The 15,476-nt window shown below is 71.7% G+C and carries 19 protein-coding genes and 2 pseudogenes; 13 read left to right on the plus strand and 8 right to left on the minus strand.

The window, feature by feature from the left end; translation table 11 throughout:
* Positions 1 to 1,874: MMPL family transporter (locus ABD127_RS01110; protein ID WP_344196822.1), on the plus strand; the 1,874-nt coding region annotated here is incomplete at its 5' end.
* 4 nt (positions 1,875 to 1,878) lie between these two features.
* Here ABD127_RS01110 and ABD127_RS01115 read toward each other — a convergent pair.
* Positions 1,879 to 2,382, minus strand: a complete 504-nt coding sequence (locus ABD127_RS01115; protein WP_344196824.1) for a MarR family winged helix-turn-helix transcriptional regulator — start codon at positions 2,380 to 2,382, stop codon at positions 1,879 to 1,881.
* 187 nt (positions 2,383 to 2,569) lie between these two features.
* On the opposite strand from ABD127_RS01115, the gene ABD127_RS01120 reads away from it, so the two are divergent.
* The 4 genes from ABD127_RS01120 (at position 2,570) to ABD127_RS01135 (ending at position 7,276) form a co-directional block, all read left to right on the plus strand.
* Positions 2,570 to 3,739 carry an acyl-CoA dehydrogenase family protein gene (locus tag ABD127_RS01120; RefSeq protein ID WP_344196826.1) on the plus strand — a complete coding sequence of 390 codons (1,170 nt, stop codon included), beginning with the start codon at positions 2,570 to 2,572 and terminating at the stop codon, positions 3,737 to 3,739.
* Between the two features lie 62 nt (positions 3,740 to 3,801).
* Positions 3,802 to 4,713, plus strand: coding sequence for a haloalkane dehalogenase (locus tag ABD127_RS01125; protein WP_344196828.1), 912 nt, complete (start codon positions 3,802 to 3,804; stop codon positions 4,711 to 4,713).
* Entirely contained in the window at positions 4,710 to 5,924 is a 1,215-nt protein-coding gene (locus tag ABD127_RS01130) for an acyl-CoA dehydrogenase family protein (protein ID WP_344196830.1), read from the plus strand. Before ABD127_RS01125 ends, ABD127_RS01130 begins: the two co-directional genes overlap by 4 nt.
* 17 nt (positions 5,925 to 5,941) lie before the next feature.
* Positions 5,942 to 7,276 carry an LLM class flavin-dependent oxidoreductase gene (locus ABD127_RS01135; RefSeq protein WP_344196832.1) on the plus strand — a complete coding sequence of 445 codons (1,335 nt, stop codon included), beginning with the start codon at positions 5,942 to 5,944 and terminating at the stop codon, positions 7,274 to 7,276.
* Between the two features lie 13 nt (positions 7,277 to 7,289).
* Here ABD127_RS01135 and ABD127_RS01140 read toward each other — a convergent pair whose 3' ends face one another.
* Both ABD127_RS01140 and ABD127_RS01145 read right to left on the minus strand, forming a co-directional pair.
* Positions 7,290 to 7,607, minus strand: a complete 318-nt coding sequence (locus tag ABD127_RS01140; protein ID WP_344196834.1) for a helix-turn-helix domain-containing protein — start codon at positions 7,605 to 7,607, stop codon at positions 7,290 to 7,292.
* A gap of 1 nt (position 7,608) precedes the next feature.
* Positions 7,609 to 7,905: pseudogene (locus tag ABD127_RS01145) on the minus strand (type II toxin-antitoxin system RelE/ParE family toxin); the annotation flags it as partial.
* A 224-nt stretch (positions 7,906 to 8,129) separates the two neighbouring features.
* Here ABD127_RS01145 and ABD127_RS01150 point away from each other — a divergent pair.
* From ABD127_RS01150 to ABD127_RS01160, 3 genes are read left to right on the plus strand one after another with little or no spacing between them, the layout of a single operon-like run.
* Positions 8,130 to 8,516 (plus strand): VOC family protein, encoded by a 387-nt coding sequence (locus ABD127_RS01150; protein ID WP_344196836.1) that lies wholly within the window; start codon positions 8,130 to 8,132, stop codon positions 8,514 to 8,516.
* A complete protein-coding gene (locus ABD127_RS01155; RefSeq protein ID WP_344196838.1) occupies positions 8,513 to 8,878 on the plus strand; it encodes an SRPBCC family protein in 366 nt (121 codons plus the stop codon). The genes ABD127_RS01150 and ABD127_RS01155 overlap by 4 nt, the downstream gene beginning before the upstream one ends.
* Positions 8,879 to 8,907: 29 nt before the next feature.
* Positions 8,908 to 9,120, plus strand: a complete 213-nt coding sequence (locus tag ABD127_RS01160; RefSeq protein ID WP_344196840.1) for a hypothetical protein — start codon at positions 8,908 to 8,910, stop codon at positions 9,118 to 9,120.
* A gap of 29 nt (positions 9,121 to 9,149) precedes the next feature.
* Here the strand turns inward: ABD127_RS01160 and ABD127_RS01165 are convergent, their stop codons facing one another.
* Together ABD127_RS01165 and ABD127_RS01170 are read right to left on the minus strand one after the other, a co-directional pair.
* Positions 9,150 to 9,764 carry an MBL fold metallo-hydrolase gene (locus tag ABD127_RS01165; RefSeq protein ID WP_344196842.1) on the minus strand — a complete coding sequence of 205 codons (615 nt, stop codon included), beginning with the start codon at positions 9,762 to 9,764 and terminating at the stop codon, positions 9,150 to 9,152.
* Positions 9,764 to 10,864, minus strand: a complete 1,101-nt coding sequence (locus ABD127_RS01170; RefSeq protein WP_344196844.1) for an S-(hydroxymethyl)mycothiol dehydrogenase — start codon at positions 10,862 to 10,864, stop codon at positions 9,764 to 9,766. Before ABD127_RS01170 ends, ABD127_RS01165 begins: the two co-directional genes overlap by 1 nt.
* A gap of 143 nt (positions 10,865 to 11,007) precedes the next feature.
* On the opposite strand from ABD127_RS01170, the gene ABD127_RS01175 reads away from it, so the two are divergent.
* The 3 genes and pseudogenes from ABD127_RS01175 to ABD127_RS01185 form a co-directional block, all read left to right on the plus strand.
* Positions 11,008 to 11,403 (plus strand): hypothetical protein, encoded by a 396-nt coding sequence (locus ABD127_RS01175; protein WP_344196846.1) that lies wholly within the window; start codon positions 11,008 to 11,010, stop codon positions 11,401 to 11,403.
* Positions 11,396 to 11,785, plus strand: coding sequence for a phage holin family protein (locus ABD127_RS01180; protein WP_344196848.1), 390 nt, complete (start codon positions 11,396 to 11,398; stop codon positions 11,783 to 11,785). The genes ABD127_RS01175 and ABD127_RS01180 overlap by 8 nt, the downstream gene beginning before the upstream one ends.
* Positions 11,782 to 11,880 (plus strand): annotated as a pseudogene (locus ABD127_RS01185) (DUF3618 domain-containing protein); the annotation flags it as partial. The gene ABD127_RS01180 and the pseudogene ABD127_RS01185, both read left to right, overlap by 4 nt.
* A 7-nt stretch (positions 11,881 to 11,887) precedes the next feature.
* Here the strand turns inward: ABD127_RS01185 and ABD127_RS01190 are convergent.
* Entirely contained in the window at positions 11,888 to 12,862 is a 975-nt protein-coding gene (locus ABD127_RS01190; RefSeq protein ID WP_344196850.1) for an EamA family transporter, read from the minus strand.
* 78 nt (positions 12,863 to 12,940) lie between these two features.
* Here ABD127_RS01190 and ABD127_RS01195 point away from each other — a divergent pair, with 78 nt between their 5' ends.
* Together ABD127_RS01195 and ABD127_RS01200 are read left to right on the plus strand one after the other, a co-directional pair.
* On the plus strand, positions 12,941 to 13,807 hold the full coding sequence (locus ABD127_RS01195; RefSeq protein WP_344196852.1) for a LysR substrate-binding domain-containing protein: 867 nt from the start codon (positions 12,941 to 12,943) through the stop codon (positions 13,805 to 13,807).
* A gap of 39 nt (positions 13,808 to 13,846) precedes the next feature.
* Positions 13,847 to 14,278: an SRPBCC family protein gene (locus ABD127_RS01200; protein ID WP_344196854.1), complete on the plus strand. Its 432-nt coding sequence runs from the start codon at positions 13,847 to 13,849 to the stop codon at positions 14,276 to 14,278.
* 136 nt (positions 14,279 to 14,414) lie between these two features.
* Here the strand turns inward: ABD127_RS01200 and ABD127_RS01205 are convergent, their stop codons facing one another.
* Together ABD127_RS01205 and ABD127_RS01210 are read right to left on the minus strand one after the other, a co-directional pair.
* A complete protein-coding gene (locus ABD127_RS01205) occupies positions 14,415 to 14,591 on the minus strand; it encodes a hypothetical protein (RefSeq protein WP_344196856.1) in 177 nt (58 codons plus the stop codon).
* Between the two features lie 26 nt (positions 14,592 to 14,617).
* Positions 14,618 to 15,382: a sigma-70 family RNA polymerase sigma factor gene (locus ABD127_RS01210; protein WP_344196858.1), complete on the minus strand. Its 765-nt coding sequence runs from the start codon at positions 15,380 to 15,382 to the stop codon at positions 14,618 to 14,620.
* Positions 15,383 to 15,476: the final 94 nt, after the last annotated feature.

The following is a 15,476-nucleotide window of genomic DNA, read 5'->3' on the forward strand; positions in this document are numbered from 1 at the left end:
TCGCCTCGGCGACGCCGCTGTCGGAGGACGGCCGGATCGGCACGATCTCCTTCACGTTCGACAAGCCCTCGGCGCTCGAGGTCACCCCGGCGATGCAGGACGAGGTCGTCGACCTGATGGACACCGCGCGCGACGCGGGCCTGACGGTCGAGGTGTCCGGCACCGGCATGCAGGTCATGGAGCAGCACGGCGCGTCGTCCGAGCTCATCGGCATCGCCCTCGCGCTCGTGATCCTCGCGCTGACGTTCGGCTCGCTGGTCGCGGCCGGCATGCCGATCTTCACGGCGGCGATCGGCGTGGGTATCGGCATCACCGGCATCACCGCGATGACGGCGTTCGCCGAGGTGCCGTCCAGCACGACGGCGCTGGCGAGCATGCTCGGCCTCGCGGTCGGCATCGACTACGCGCTGTTCATCCTGGCCCGGTACCGAGGCGAGCTCGAGCACACCGACGACCGCGCGGAGGCGATCGGCGTCGCCGTCGGCACCGCCGGCTCGGCGGTCGTGTTCGCCGGCCTGACCGTCATCATCGCCCTCGTCGCCCTCAGCGTCGTCGGCATCTCGTTCCTGACCGCGATGGGCATCGGCGCGGCCGTCACCGTCGCGGTCGCCGTCCTCGTGGCGCTGACGCTGCTGCCCGCGATCCTGGGCCTGCTGAAGTCCAAGGCCTTCGGTGGCACGTTCCGCCGCTACCGTCCGCGCCGTGAGGCCGACGGCAAGATCCTCAACAACGGCGTCCGCTGGGCGCGGCTCCTGGGCAAGGCGCCGATCGCCGCGGTCGTCATCGTGGTCGTCGGCCTCGGTGCCCTCGCGATCCCCGCGAAGGACATGCACCTGGCACTGCCGTCGGACAGCACGGCAGCCCAGGGCACCACGCAGCGCGAGGCGTCCGACCTCGTGACCGAGGCGTTCGGCCCCGGCCGTCTCTCGCCCATGCTGATCGTGGTCGACGCCCGCGACGTTGCCTCGCCCGAGCAGCAGCAGGCCGCGTACCAGGCGGTCGCCGCCTGGGCCGGATCGCAGGACGACGTCACCACCGCGATGGTCGCCACGAGCAACGAGAACGGCGCGATGATCCTGGTCGAGCCGTCCTCGGCCGCCGAGGACACCGCGACCGAGGACCTGCTGCAGACGCTGCGCGACGGTGAGGCCGACATCGAGGCCGAGACCGGCACGACGGTCGGCGTGACCGGCATGACCGCGATCGGCACCGACGTGTCGCAGAAGCTCGCCGACGCGCTGCCGATCTACCTCGCGATCGTGATCGGCCTGGCGTTCCTGCTGCTCGTCATGGTGTTCCGCTCGATCCTGGTGCCCCTGACCGCGACCCTGGGCTTCCTGCTCTCGGTCCTGGCCACCCTCGGAGCGACCGTCGCCCTGTTCCAGGAGGGCATGTTCGGGCTGTTCCCGGGCCAGCCGATCGTGAGCTTCATCCCGATCTTCCTGATCGGCGTGGTGTTCGGCCTGGCGATGGACTACCAGGTCTTCCTGGTGACCCGCATCCGCGAGGCGTACGTCCACGGTGCCTCGCCTCGCGAGGCGGTCGTCGACGGGTTCCGCAACAGTGCGCGAGTCGTCACGGCGGCGGCGCTCATCATGACCGCGGTGTTCGCCGGCTTCATCTTCATGGACGAGCCGATCATCCAGTCGATGGGCTTCGCGCTCGCGGCGGCGGTCATCTTCGACGCCTTCATCGTGCGCATGATGCTGATCCCGGCGCTGATGTACCTGATGGGCGACAAGGCCTGGTACCTGCCGACGTGGCTCGACCGGATCATCCCGAACGTCGACATCGAGGGCGAGAACCTGCACCGTCCACACCTGGCCGGGCACTACGCCGAGGCCGAGGAGAAGAAGGTCAGCGTCGACGCCTGAGGCTTCAGATGCCGCGCAGGTGACGGTCTGCGAACGTCTCGCCGACGAGCTCGATCGAGAGAGTGTCGGCGAGACGTTCCATCATCTCGGCCAGCGTCCCGAGGGCGTCGGGCTGCCAGTCGCGGAACGTCTCCCGCAGCGACACGACGCGGGCCTGGCGCACGGCGCGGACCCGCTCCCGCCCGGCGTCGGTGATGGTCACGACCACCGTGCGGTGGCTCTCGGGGTGACGCTCGCGGGCCACCAGGCCGGCCTCGGCCAGGGGGACGACCCGCCGGGTCGTGGTCGAGGGGCTGAGGTCGAGCGCCTCGGCGATCTCGCCCATCGTGAGGGGCTCGCCGTCCTCGAGGCGGGAGAGCAGCAGGAAGCCGGTGCGGTCGAGCACGAGCCCGTCGGACTCGGCACCGCCGGCCTCGCCGCGGTGGAACCGGTGGAACTCGCCCAGGCGGATCAGCCAGGCGATCGACTCCTGGAGCCGTTCGAGGTCGGGGTCCGCGGGGGAGGTCATGGGGTCATCGTGCCAAGTCCCACGCGCCCGGCGGGGGAGGAGGGGAACGCGCGCGTGTAGCACCCCCACCTGTCATCGGCGGGCTCGTCCCGCGATGCAAGAAGACCCGGGAGCCAGGTCTCGACGTTCGTAATCTCATTTTCACCGCGCAAGTGACGTGCGGTCCGAGACGAGAGAGGGAGCCGACGTGACCCAGCTGACCGAGGTGCTGACCGCCCTCACCCCTGACACCGCCGCCCGCGAGGCGTCCGAGGAGCGTCCGCACGACGTCGTCGACCGGCTGCGCGAGACCGGGCTGCTCCATCTGCGCGTGCCGGCCGAGCACGGCGGCGCGGGTGCGACCCTGCGCGAGACCTTCGCCGCGCTGGTCGACCTCGCCCGGGTCGACTCCAACGTGGCGCAGGCGCTCCGCGCCCACTTCGCGTATGTCGAGGGCCTGCGCTTCACGCCTCCCGGTGAGGGGCGCGACGCGGCCCTCGCGACGATCGTCGGCGGCAGCGTGATCGGCAACGCCATCACCGAGCCGACCGGCGCGGCCGCCGGCGACTTCGCGGGCCTCGCCACGACCTTCACGCCGACCGGTGACGACTGGACCGTGACGGGTACGAAGTTCTACTCGACCGGCACGCTCTACGCCGACCGCGTGTGGGTGTGGGGCGTGACCGACGCGGGCGTGCCCGCCAGCGCGCTCGTACCGCTGGACCGCCCGGGCATCACCGTCGTCGACGACTGGGACGGCTTCGGCCAGCGGGCCAGCGGGAGCGGCACGACCCACTTCGACGCTACCCCGGTGCTCGCGGCCGAGATCGTGCTGCCGGGGGAGGAGCCCCCGCCGCGCCTCGCGATCGGGGCCTTCCTCCAGCTCTGGTTGACCGCCGTGATCGCGGGCAACCTCGAGGCCGCGAGCCACGACGCGATCGCGCTGGTCCAGGGCCGCAGCCGCGGGATCACGCACGGCAACACCGAGCTGCCCCGCCACGACCCGGTGCTGCTGCAGCAGGTCGGCGACATCAGCGCCAAGGCCTTCGCCGCGCGCTCGATCGTGCTCGACGCGGCGACGCTGCTCGACGAGGTCGACGCCCGCCTGCACGGTGGCGAGCTCGACGGCGACGTCGCGCAGCTGGCCGGGCGGCGTGTGGCCGAGGCGAAGATCGCGGTCGAGCGCCTGGCGCTCGAGGCCGCGACGGCCCTGTTCGAGGTCGGCGGCGCGTCGGCCACGCGGACGGTCGCCAACCTCGACCGGCACTGGCGCAACATCCGCACGCTCGCCTCGCACAACTCCACGCGCCTCAAGGCGCAGGTGATCGGCGACCACGTCGTCAACGGCACCGACCTCCCCGACAACACGTACTTCTGACGACACCGCCTTCTGACCACACCGCCTTCTGATTCCCCCCCTGACACCCTGAGGAGAACCCCATGACCGACACCACCGCCCGCACGATCCCGATCGAGGCCTTCGGCCCCGGCGCCCAGAGCGTCGACGTGCCCGTGCTCGACTCCCACCTGCACCACGTCGAGGCCGGCGAGGGCGACCCGATCGTCTTCCTGCACGGCAGCCCGACGAGCTCGTACCTGTACCGGCACCTGTTCGGCCTGCTGGCTGGTCGCGGCCGTCTGATCGCCCCCGACCTGATCGGCTTCGGCGACTCCGGCCGCCCCGAGATCGCGTACGACCTGGCCGACCACGAGCGCTACCTCGACGCTTGGTTCGAGGCGCTCGACCTGCGTGACGTGACGCTGGTGCTGCAGGACTACGGCGCCGCGTTCGGCGTCTCCTGGGCGTCGCGTCACGCCGATCGGGTCAAGGCCGTGCTCCTGGCCGAGCCCGTCATCCGCGACATCGAGTCGAGCGCGCTGCCCGAGGCGTTCGTCGGGGCGCAGCGGGTCATCCGTACCCCCGGTGACGGCGAGAAGTTCGTGGTCGAGGACAACCTGTTCCTGACCGCGGTGCTGCCCGGCGCCTTCCTCACCCCGCTGGCGGAGGCCGACCTCGCGGTCTACCAGGCGCCGTTCCCGACGCCGGAGTCGCGCACGCACCTGATCCGCTTCCCGCGCAACCTGCCGATCGACGGCGACCCGGCCTCGAGCGTCGAGTACCTCGCCCGCAACGAGGCTTGGCTCGCGTCGTCGACCGACGTGCCGAAGACGCTGCTGACCTACGAGCCCGGATTCCTCGTGACCCCGACGATCGTGGAGTGGATCCGCGAGAACGTCGCGAACCTCGAGGTCCACGCGGGCGGCGCCGGCGTGCACTTCGTGCAGGAGGAGCAGCCGCAGGGCATCGCCGACGCGGTCGTCGCCCTGCTGGCGCGGGCGGAGGCGCGATGACCGCGACCGAGGCGGCCCTGGTCGCCGTGCGTCCCGGCTCGGCCGAGCTCGACGAGCTGCTGACGCGCATCGCCGCGGGCGCTGCCGAGCGGGAGGCGAACGAGACGGCTCCGTTCGAGCAGATCGACTGGATCAAGCAGGCGCGCCTGGGAGCGTTCCGAGTGCCCGTGGCGGAGGGCGGTGGGGGAGCGAGCGTCCGCGAGCTCTTCGAGCTCGTCGCGCGCCTGAGCCACGCCGACTCCAACATCGGCCACCTGCTGCGCGCGCACTACGGCACGGTCGAGGACATCCTGCTGTGGCCCGCGTCGCCGCGTCGGGAGAAGTGGCTCGGACGGGTCGTGGCCGGCGAGCTGTTCGGCAACGGCAACAACGAGCTCGGGGCGACGCACGCCGGCGACTACAACAAGTCGACGACCTTCACCCCGGACGCCGAGGGCTTCGTCATCAACGGCACGAAGTACTACTCGACCGGCACGCTCTACGCCGACCACACGTTCGTCACGGGCGTCACGTCCGACGGTCTCCCCGTGCAGGCGTTGCTGTCGCTGGACAACAGCGGCATCCACGTCGTCGACGACTGGGACGGCTTCGGCCAGTCGCTGACCGCGACGGGCACGACCCGCTTCGAGGACGCGCGGGTGGACGCGGAGGACGTCACGCTGCCTCCGGAGGACCTCAGCACGATCCCGCGCTGGCACCTCGGCCCGTTCTACCAGCACTACCTCAACGCGGTCGTCGCCGGGAACGTGCAGTCGGTGCTCGACGACGCGATCACGCTGATCCGTGGTCGCGGCCGCAGCTTCACGCACGGATCGGCCGACCTGCCGCGCGAGGACCCGGTGCTGCAGGAGGTCGTCGGCGAGATCTCGGCGCTCGCGTCGGCGTCGACGGCCCTCGTGCTCGAGACCGCCGACGTGCTGGCGCGCATCCCGGCGACCGTGAGCGACGGTCGCACCGACGACGCGGTCGTGCACGAGGCGGCGCTGCGCGCGTCGCAGGCGCAGGTCGTGCTGCAGGACCTCGGCCTGCGGGCCGCGACGGCCCTGTTCGACGGCGGGGGCGCCTCGGCGGTCAAGCGGTCGGCCAACCTCGACCGGCACTGGCGCAACATCCGCACCGTCGTCTCGCACAACCCCGTGCGCTTCAAGAACCGGGCGATCGGCGACCTGCTGGTCAACGGCGAGACCCTGCCCGACAACACCTACTTCTGAGAGCGAGCCGCCACCCCGTGACCGACGACCGTCGTCAGCTCCACCTGAACCTGTTCATCCTCGCCTCGGGCCACCACGAGGCGGCCTGGCGCTACCCGGCCTCGACCCCGGACCGCATGTTCGATCCCGGGTTCTACGCCGACCTGGCGCGCACGGCGGAGGCGGCGGCGTTCGACGCGGTCTTCCTGGCCGACATCCCGAAGCTCGACGACAACATCGAGTTCAACTCCGCCGGCCGGCTCGACCCGCTCCTCACGCTCGCGACGATCGCGGCCGTGACGGAGCGGATCGGGCTGATCGGCACGGCGTCCACGACGTACTCGCACCCGTGGGCGCTGGCACGGTCGCTCGCCAGCCTCGACCACCTGTCGCGCGGGCGGGTCGGGTGGAACATCGTCACGACCGACTCGCCGGCGGCGGCCCGCAACTTCGGTCTCGACGCCAACCCGGACGCGGCGACCCGGTACGAGCGGGCCGACGAGTACGTCGACGCGGTGCTGAGGCTGTGGGACTCGTGGGAGGACGACGCGATCCGGCTCGACCGGGAGAAGGGCCAGTACCTCGACCCGGCGCGGATCCACCAGCCCGGGATCCGCACCCCGCACGTGCAGGTCGCCGGAGCACTCACGACCCCGCGCCCGCCGCAGGGCTACCCGGTGCTGGTGCAGGCCGGATCGTCGAACCACGGCCGGGCCTTCGCCGCGAAGTACGCCGAGGCGATCTTCACGGCGCAGCAGCAGATCGAGGACGCGCAGGCCTTCTCCGCCGACATCAAGGCGCAGGCTGCGGCGCGCGGGAGGAACCCGGACCACGTCAAGATCCTGCCGGGGCTGAGCCCCATCATCGGCGGCACGGAGGAGGAGGCGCGTCGCCTGCACGCCGAGCTGAACGAGCTGACCGTGCCGGCGTTCGGGCTGATGCAGCTGAAGGACTTCGCCTACATCGATCTCGACCACGTCGGTCTGGACGAGCGCGTGCCGGAGGAGGCGTTCGCCGGTGCAGGCGACGTGACCGACAACAGCAAGAGCCGCACGCAGGTCTACGCCGACATCGTGCGACGTGAGAAGCCGACGTTGCGCGAGCTGCTGCACACGCTCGCGGGAGCGCGTGGGCACCGCGTCCTGGCGGGCACGCCCGAGCAGGTCGCCGACCACGTGCAGACGTGGTTCGAGAACGGGGCCGCCGACGGCTTCAACGTCATGCCGCCGTACCTGCCCGGTGGCCTGGACACGTTCGCCGAGACGGTCGTGCCGATCCTGCGCGAGCGCGGCCTGTTCCGTGAGGGCTACACCGGCACGACCCTGCGCGACCACCTCGGCCTCCCGCGCCCCGAGAACCAGCACGCTGGCTGAGCGGGTGAGTCGGTCAGTCGGTGGACGTCAGGACGAGTCGGCGGTCCCCGAAGGTGGCGGTGACCTCGACTGTTCCGCCCAGGGCCTGGACGTACGCCACGAGGGTGGCGAGCCCGGATCGGTCGAGCCGTCCGGCTTCGAGCGCAGAGATCGTCGGCTGCGTCACGGACAGGCGTGTGGCGAGCTCACGTTGCGTGATGCCGAGCTCCTCACGCAGCTCACGCAGCCGGTATGCCCGTTGCTCGTCGTGGATGCGGGTGGTCTCGAGTGCGACGGTGGACTCGTCGATCGCCCGGCGTGCTCGGACGTCGCTCCAGGGTGTCGTCGGCATGTCACTCCTCATGGTTGGTCGCCTGCCACTCGTCGAACCGTTGGTCGGCCAGGGGTACGGAGTCGTCGTACCACCGCTTCCACCGGCCTGCTTTGTCGCCCGCCACGAGAAGGATCGCCCGGCGTCGGTGGTCGAAGGCGAACAGGATCCTCATCGCCGCTTGACCGGAGACTCCGGGGCGAAGCTCCTTCATGTGGTGGTGACGCGATCCCGCGACCCGGTCCGCCAGGGGCCGACCCAAGGTGGGCCCCTCGGCGGCCAGCACGTCGATCGCTGCGGCGACGCGAACGAAGGAGCTGTCGTCGAGCGAGAGGACCTACGCCTCGACATCCGCCCACAGGTGCACCTCCCACGTTCCACTCATGATAGCCCCTGATCTATATCGCCCCAAGCCGGTGGAGAGGATCGTCGCGGACCGAGCCACCGCACGCGACCGGCTGTCCACAGCTCCGGTGTGGGCCGCGCTGCGGTCGCGCCTCGGCGGGGCCGGGGCTACCGTCGGATCAACCCTCAGGAGGTCCCATGTCGGAGCTGACGCCGTACCTCTGCGTCGCAGACGCCCGCGCCGCGATCGACTGGTACGTCGCCGTGCTCGGGGCCGAGGTCGTGATGGACCCGATCCTGATGGACGACGGGCGCGTCGGTCACTGCGAGCTCGAAGTAGCCGGAGCCCGCTGGATGATGTCGGACGAGTTCGACTCGGCCGGGGTCGCGGCGCCCGCCGCGGACCGGGGAGCCGCCGTGACCCTGCACCTCACGGTCGACGACTGCGACGCCGCAGCAGCCCAGGTCGTCGCGCACGGCGTGACGCTCGACCGGGGCCCGGAGGACGCGGGCCCGGCGGGCCGAGTCGCCGTGTTCCGCGACCCGTTCGGCCACCGGTGGTTCCTCAACACGCCCGCCTCATGATCACGCTGCAGCGCACGATCGCCGCGCACCCGGACCGCGTCTGGACCCTTCTCACGCACCTCGACGCCTGGCCCCTCTGGGGTCCGACGGTGCGCCGAGCCGAGATCGACGGGGAGTTCGTGACCGGCGCGACGGGACGCGTGTGGCCCGCGGTGGGGCCGCCGCTGCCGTTCGAGCTGACGACCGTCGTGCCCGGCCGCCGGTGGTCGTGGAAGGTCGCGGGCGTCCCGGCCACGACCCACGCCGTCGAGGCCTCGGGTGCCGGTGCGCGACTCAGCATGGGCATCCCGGTCTGGGCGCCGGCCTACGCGCCGGTCGTGGCCCTGGCCCTGCGCAGGATCGAGCGGCTCGCGCAGGTGTGAGCCTGCACCCGGCGGGTACCCCCGTAAGCATGAGCACCCAGGATCAGAACCAGGACAAGAAGCTGGACCAGAAGGACGCGAAGGACTGGACCGTGGAGGACGCGATGGCCGTCGACTCGACGCCCGACTCGGTGCGCCTCTCCTCCGACCCGTCCGAACCGGAGCCGGTGCAGCGCAACGACGGTGCCGTCGTCGACCCGGACGTCGAGCAGGACGACCCTGACGAGGACGAGCAGGTCTGACGGAGCGCCGCCGACCAGCGTTTCGAGGCTCAGGCGTCGAGGTTGACCCGCTCGGCGCCGATCGTGGTGTCGTCGCCGTGGCCGGTGTGCACCACGGTCTCGTCCGGCAGGGCGAACAGCTTCGCGCGGATCGAGGCCTCGATCGTGGGTCGGTCGCTGAACGAGCGGCCGGTCGCACCGGGCCCGCCGTTGAACAGCGTGTCGCCGGTGAACACGACGCCGAGGTCGGGCGCGTGCAGGCACACCGCTCCGGGGGCGTGCCCCGGTGTGTGGAGGACCGTCAGGCTCGTGCCGGCGACCTCGATCGCCAGCCCGTCGGAGAGGTCGTGGTCCCAGATGATCGCGTCGCCGTGCGTGAGCTCCCAGACCTCGCGGTCGTCGGGGTGCAGGTAGATCGGTGCACCGGTGCGCTCGCGCAGCTCGGGGGCGAACCGCACGTGGTCGTCGTGGGCGTGGGTGCAGAGGATCGCCGTGATCGTGCGCTCGCCGACGGCGGCGAGGATCGCGTCGACCGAGTGCGGGGCGTCGATCACGACGACCTCGGTGTCGTCGCCGACGATCCAGACGTTGTTGTCGACCTCGTGCGTCTCGCCGTCGAGACTGAACGTGCCGGAGGTGACGGCGTGGTCGATGCGGGCGGTCATCAGAGCACCACGACCGATCGCAGCACGTCGCCGTGGTGCATGCGCTCGAAGGCGGCCTCGACCGCGTCGATGCCGATCTCCTCGGTCACGAACGCGTCGAGGTCGAGCCGCCCCTGGCGGTAGAGGTCGACGAGCATCGGGAAGTCGCGGCTCGGCAGGCAGTCGCCGTACCAGCTGGACTTGAGCGATCCGCCGCGGCCGAACACGTCGATCAGCGGCAGCTCCGGGACGGTCATGTCCGGGGTGGGCACGCCCACGAGGACGACGGTGCCCGCCAGGTCGCGGGCGTAGAACGCCTGCTTCCAGGTCTCGGGGCGGCCCACGGCCTCGATCACGATGTCGGCGCCCTCGGCGCCGGGGTAGGTCTGAGCGGCGATCTCCTTGATCGCCTCGACCGGGTCGACCTTCGAGGAGTCGACCGTGTGCGTGGCGCCGAGCTGCTTGGCCGTCTCGAGCTTCGCGGCGTCGATGTCGACCGCGATGACAGGGCTGGACCCGGCGAGCGCGGCACCCGCGATGGCGGCGACGCCCACACCGCCGCAGCCGATGACCGCGACGGAGCGACCACGCGTGGCACCACCCGTGTTGATGGCGGCTCCGATGCCCGCCATGACGCCACAGCCCAGCAGGCCCACGGCCGCCGCGCGGGCCTCCGGGTCGACCTTGGTGCACTGGCCGGCGGCGACCAGGGTCTTGTCGGCGAACGCGCCGATGCCGAGCGCGGGGGAGAGCTCCGTGCCGTCCTCGAGCGTCATCTTCTGCGTCGCGTTGAACGTGCTGAAGCAGTACTGCGGCTCACCGCGGTTGCACGCGCGACAGTCGCCGCACACGGCCCGCCAGTTCAGCACGACGAAGTCGCCCGGGGCGACGTCGGTGACGTCCTCACCCACGGCCTCCACGACGCCCGCGGCCTCGTGGCCCAGCAGGAACGGGAACTCGTCGTTGATGCCGCCCTCGCGGTAGTGCAGGTCGGTGTGGCACACCCCGCACGCCTGCACCTGCACCACGGCCTCGCCCGGACCGGGATCGGGCACGTTGATCGTGACGAGCTCGACCGGAGCCCCCTTCGATCGTGCGATGACGGCCCTGACCTGCTGCATGTGATCTCCCTCGATCGACGACGTCCGGCCAGTCTGTCAGAGCCGTCTCGGACTGCGACGTGCCGTGATTGGTGCAAGGGTCGAGGGGTACGTCCAGCAGGACCGGCGCGACCGTGACCGTCGGCAGGACCTCGGGAGGAACCATGCTCAGGAAGACGACGATCCTGGGGGCTGCCGCCGTGGGCTACGTGCTGGGAGCACGGGCCGGACGGGAGCGGTACGAGCAGATCGTGTCCGCCGCCGGCCGGGTCAAGAGCGACCCGCACGTGCAGAAGGCGGCCCACCAGGCCCAGGACTACGCCGCGCAGCAGGCGCCCGTCGTGAAGGAGAAGGCGCAGGCCGCGGCGCAGCAGGCGGCCGAGAAGGCCGCGGAGGCCGCGGTGACCGCGAAGGACAAGGTCAAGGACGTCGTGACGTCCGACGACGTGCCCGCGCCCGACACCTCGGTCAAGGGCGCACCGTCCGGCCAGACCCCGAAGGTGCACGGCGACCCGCTGCCCGGCACCCCGGAGAACCCGGCGAAGGCCGACGATGCCTGAGGGCGACGCGCGCGAGCCCACGGTCGGGGAGCTGACGGCCCAGCTCGCCGAGCAGACCGGCCGGCTCGTGCGCGACGAGGTGGAGCTGGCCAAGGCCGAGGTGCGCGAGAGCGTCAAGCACGCCGGCATCGGTGCCGGACTCTTCGGCGCCACCGGACTGCTCGCGGCCTACGGCGTCGGCGCGCTGGTGGCGGCAGCGATCGCCGCCTTCGCCCTCCTGGTCGACGTGTGGCTGGCGGCGCTCATCGTCGCCGGCATCCTGTTCGCGCTCGCCGGGCTCGGAGCCCTGCTCGGCGTGAAGCAGGTCAAGGAGGTCGGCCCGCCGCACACGGCGGAGAACGTCAAGAAGGACCTGGCTGCCGCGAAGGGGGAGCACGCATGAGCGACCGTCCCGGACCCGGATCCTCCGCGAAGGAGATCCGCGCCGACATCGAGCAGACCCGTGAGCAGCTGGCCGACACGGTCGACGCGCTCGGCGCGAAGGTCAGCCCCGCGAACGTCGCGGCCCAGGCCAAGCAGGGTGCGGTCTCACGCGGTCCGCAGCTCGCGGTCCTCGCGGTGACCGTCGTCGCGATCGTGGTGGCCTGGCGGAGGCTCTGACCCCGATCTGACCGGCGAGCATCGCGGTCAGCGCCACGGCGAACCCGAGGCCCTGGAGTGCCGTGAGCGCCTCCCCGACGACGAGGGCGCCGAGCGCGGCCGCGACGAGCGGTGAGAGCAGGCCGAGCAGCGCGGTGGCCGTGACGGGGAGGTGGCGGATGCCGCTGAACCAGATCGTGTAGGCGAGCAGGCCGCCGACGAGTCCGAGCCAGAGGTAGCCGGCGACGGCCCGCCCGTCGATCCCCGAAGGCGCCCCCTCGATCAGCGCGGTCGGCCCGAGCAGCACCAGCCCACCGGCCGTCAGCTGCCATCCTGCGAGGGCGATCGGTCCCACGCCGTCGGGGCGCCCCCACCGCTTGGTGAGCACGACGCCGAGCCCCATCGAGACGGTGCCGGCCAGACCGGCGGCCACGCCCACCGGGTCGAGGGTCGCGCCGGGTCCGAGGACGACGAGCGCGACCCCGAGCACGCCGAAGAGCCCCCACCCCAGACGCCAGGGCGACAGCCGCTCGCCCAGCACGACCACGACGAGCAGGGCGACCACGATCGGCTGCGCCGCGCCCAGGGTGGCGGCGACCCCGCCGGGCAGGCGCCCGGCGGTCACGAAGAGCAGGGGGAAGAACGCGCCGATGTTCAGCGTGCCCAGCACCGCCGACCTCCACCACCAGTCGCCGCGAGGAAGGGTCCGCGCGATCAGCAGGGCGAGGACGCCGGCCGGCAGCGCGCGCAGCAGGCCGGCGAACAGCGGGTGGTCCGGTGGCAGCAGCTCCGTCGTCACGACGTAGGTCGAGCCCCAGACCGCGGGAGCGACGGCGGTCAGGGCCGTGAGCCCGGCGCGCGAGGTGGTCGGTGAGGTCATGCCTCGATGCTCCTGCCTCGCGATGCATGAGTCCAGAACATGCTTGTCATCACATCCATCTGCTATCACGATGGATCCATGGAGCTCCAGCAGCTGAGGTACGTCATCGCGGTCGCGGAGGAGTCGAGCTTCACGCGCGCCGCGGCACAGTGCTTCGTCGTCCAGTCGGCGTTGAGCCACCAGGTGAAGGCGCTGGAGCGCGAGCTGGGGGTGACGCTGTTCGCGCGCACGAGTCGGCGGGTCGAGCTGACGGCCGCGGGCACGGCGTTCCTGCCGTCGGCACGGGAGGCGCTGGTGGCGGCCGAGCGCGCCGGGGTCGACGCCGCTGCCGCCGAGGGTCAGGTCCGCGGACGGCTGACGATCGGCGTCATTCCGACGGTCACGGCGCTCGACGTCCCGGCGGCGCTGGGGGAGTTCCACCGACGTCACCCGAGCGTGCGCATCGGGCTCCGGGTGGCGGGTAGCGACGAGCTCGAGACCGCTGTCGCTGCGGGGGAGGTCGACGTGGCGCTGCTCGGGCTGCCGCGCGGAAGGGAGCCCCGGGGCGTGGCCTGGCGGCACCTCGCCGACGACCGGGCCGTGCTGGCGGTCGCGCGTGACCATCCGCTCGTGGGTCGCCGACGGGTCCGCCTCGCGAATCTCGTGGACGAGACCTTCGTCGACTTCCCCGCGGGCAGCCCGGGGCGCTTGCAGAGCGACGTCGCGTTCGCCGCGGCCGGTCTGCATCGCGACGTCGCCTTCGAGGTCATGCTCGCCGGGCCCATGGTCGACCTCGTCCGCCACGGCCTGGCCGTCGCCCTGCTGCCGTCACGGTTCCTGGACGACGCGGCCGACGACGTCGTCACGATCCCGGTCGCCGACGGACCCACCCGCAGCGAGCACCTCGCCTGGAGCGACTTCAACCCGAGTCCCGCGGCCCAGGCGTTCCTGGCCTCGCTGGCCTGAGCACTGGTTCGTCCGGGCCCGGTCGGGTACTCCGTGCCCATGACCACCATCAGCCGCACGTTCACCGTCCAGCCGACCCCTGCTGTCGTCCTCGACTACCTGAAGGACTTCGCCCACGCCGAGGAGTGGGACCCGGGCACCGAGGAGTGCCGCCAGATCGACGACGGACCGGTCGAGGTCGGGACCCGCTGGCACAACGTCTCGAAGATCGCCGGTGTCTCGACCGAGCTCGTCTACGAGCTGACCGACCTGAGCGACTCCCGCGTCGTGTTCGCCGGCGAGAACGACACCGCGTCGACGACCGACACCATCGAGGTCCTGCCGTCCGGTGCCGGGAGCGAGATCACCTACACCGCGGAGATCGAGATGAAGGGTGCCGCGAAGCTGGCGACCCCGTTCGTGAAGCTCGTGTTCGAGAAGATCGGCACCGACACCGAGGACGACATGGTCACGGTGCTCAACCGCCTCTGACGACGTGAAGCGGCCCCGACAGCCGTGGGCTTGACTGTCGGGGCCTCGGACTGGATATCCCGCGGGACAGCCGGACCGTGTCTGAGTCGTACCCGATCACCCGGACCGCATTCGGCCGGGGACCGGATCGATCTGGTCAGCCGTTCGGGCGGTCGCTCGGGACGGGGTCACCGCCGGGAGATCCGGCCGGGTCGACGTCCGGATCCGGTGCCGGCAGGCCGGGCTCGATCGCCGGGTCCGCCGGCGGGGTCTCGGGGTGTGTCGGCTTGACGGGCGGGTGGTCGGGGTCGGGGTTGGGCGGTGCGACGGTCATGACGTTTCCTCTTCTCCTCGGGTGGATCAGCTGGCGATCGGTGTGTCGTCGACGGCGTCGCGCAGCCGCGCCAGCACCGCCGTGAGTCGACGCGAGACCTGCATCTGGGAGATGCCGAGCTCGTCCCCGATGTCCTTCTGCTTCCGGTCCTCGCCGAAGCGCAGTCGGAGCAGGTGGCGGTCGCGCTCGTCGAGCGCCCGGATCGCCGGGCCCACCGTCGCGAGATCCTCGGCGAGGGCGAGGTTCGGGTCCTCCTGGCCCCAGGACTGTGCGAGGGAGAGGTCGCCGCCCGGCGTCGGCGCGTCCAGCGACCGCGGCGCGTACGCCCCGCTGACGGTGTCGGCCTCGCTCACCTCGGTCACCGGACGGCCGATCGCGACGGCGACCTCGGCGGTGGTGGGCTCGCGGGCCAGCTCCGAGCGCAGGTCGTCGCGCGCCCTCGTGGCTGCCGCCTGCACCTCCTGGATCCGACGGCCGGGGCGGACGACCCACGCGTGGTCGCGGAAGTAACGGCGCAGCTCGCCGAGGATCGTCGGCACGGCGAACGCGATGAACGGGCCCTGGTCGACGTCGAAGCGGCGCACGGCCTGCAGCAGACCGAGGCGGGCGACCTGCTCGAGGTCGTCGTCGGCGACGCCGCGGCCGCGGTAGCGGCGGGCGAGTCGGCGCGCCAGGACCAGGTGGTCCTCGACGACCTGGTTCTCCAGGCGTTCGCGCTCCTGCGGCCGGTGGGTCCTGGCTTCGGTGAGCAGCCGGCGCGACTGCTCCTCGAGGTCGAGTGAGACTGACATGGCACGTCCCGAGGTTCGGACTGGAGCGGCTGCGAGCTCAACCGGGAAGTCCCTTCCACGGAACCACGCGCACCCAACCCCGGCAACCGGACGA

Source organism: Aeromicrobium alkaliterrae (assembly GCF_039529015.1).
In the GTDB taxonomy this organism is placed as follows: domain Bacteria; phylum Actinomycetota; class Actinomycetes; order Propionibacteriales; family Nocardioidaceae; genus Aeromicrobium; species Aeromicrobium alkaliterrae.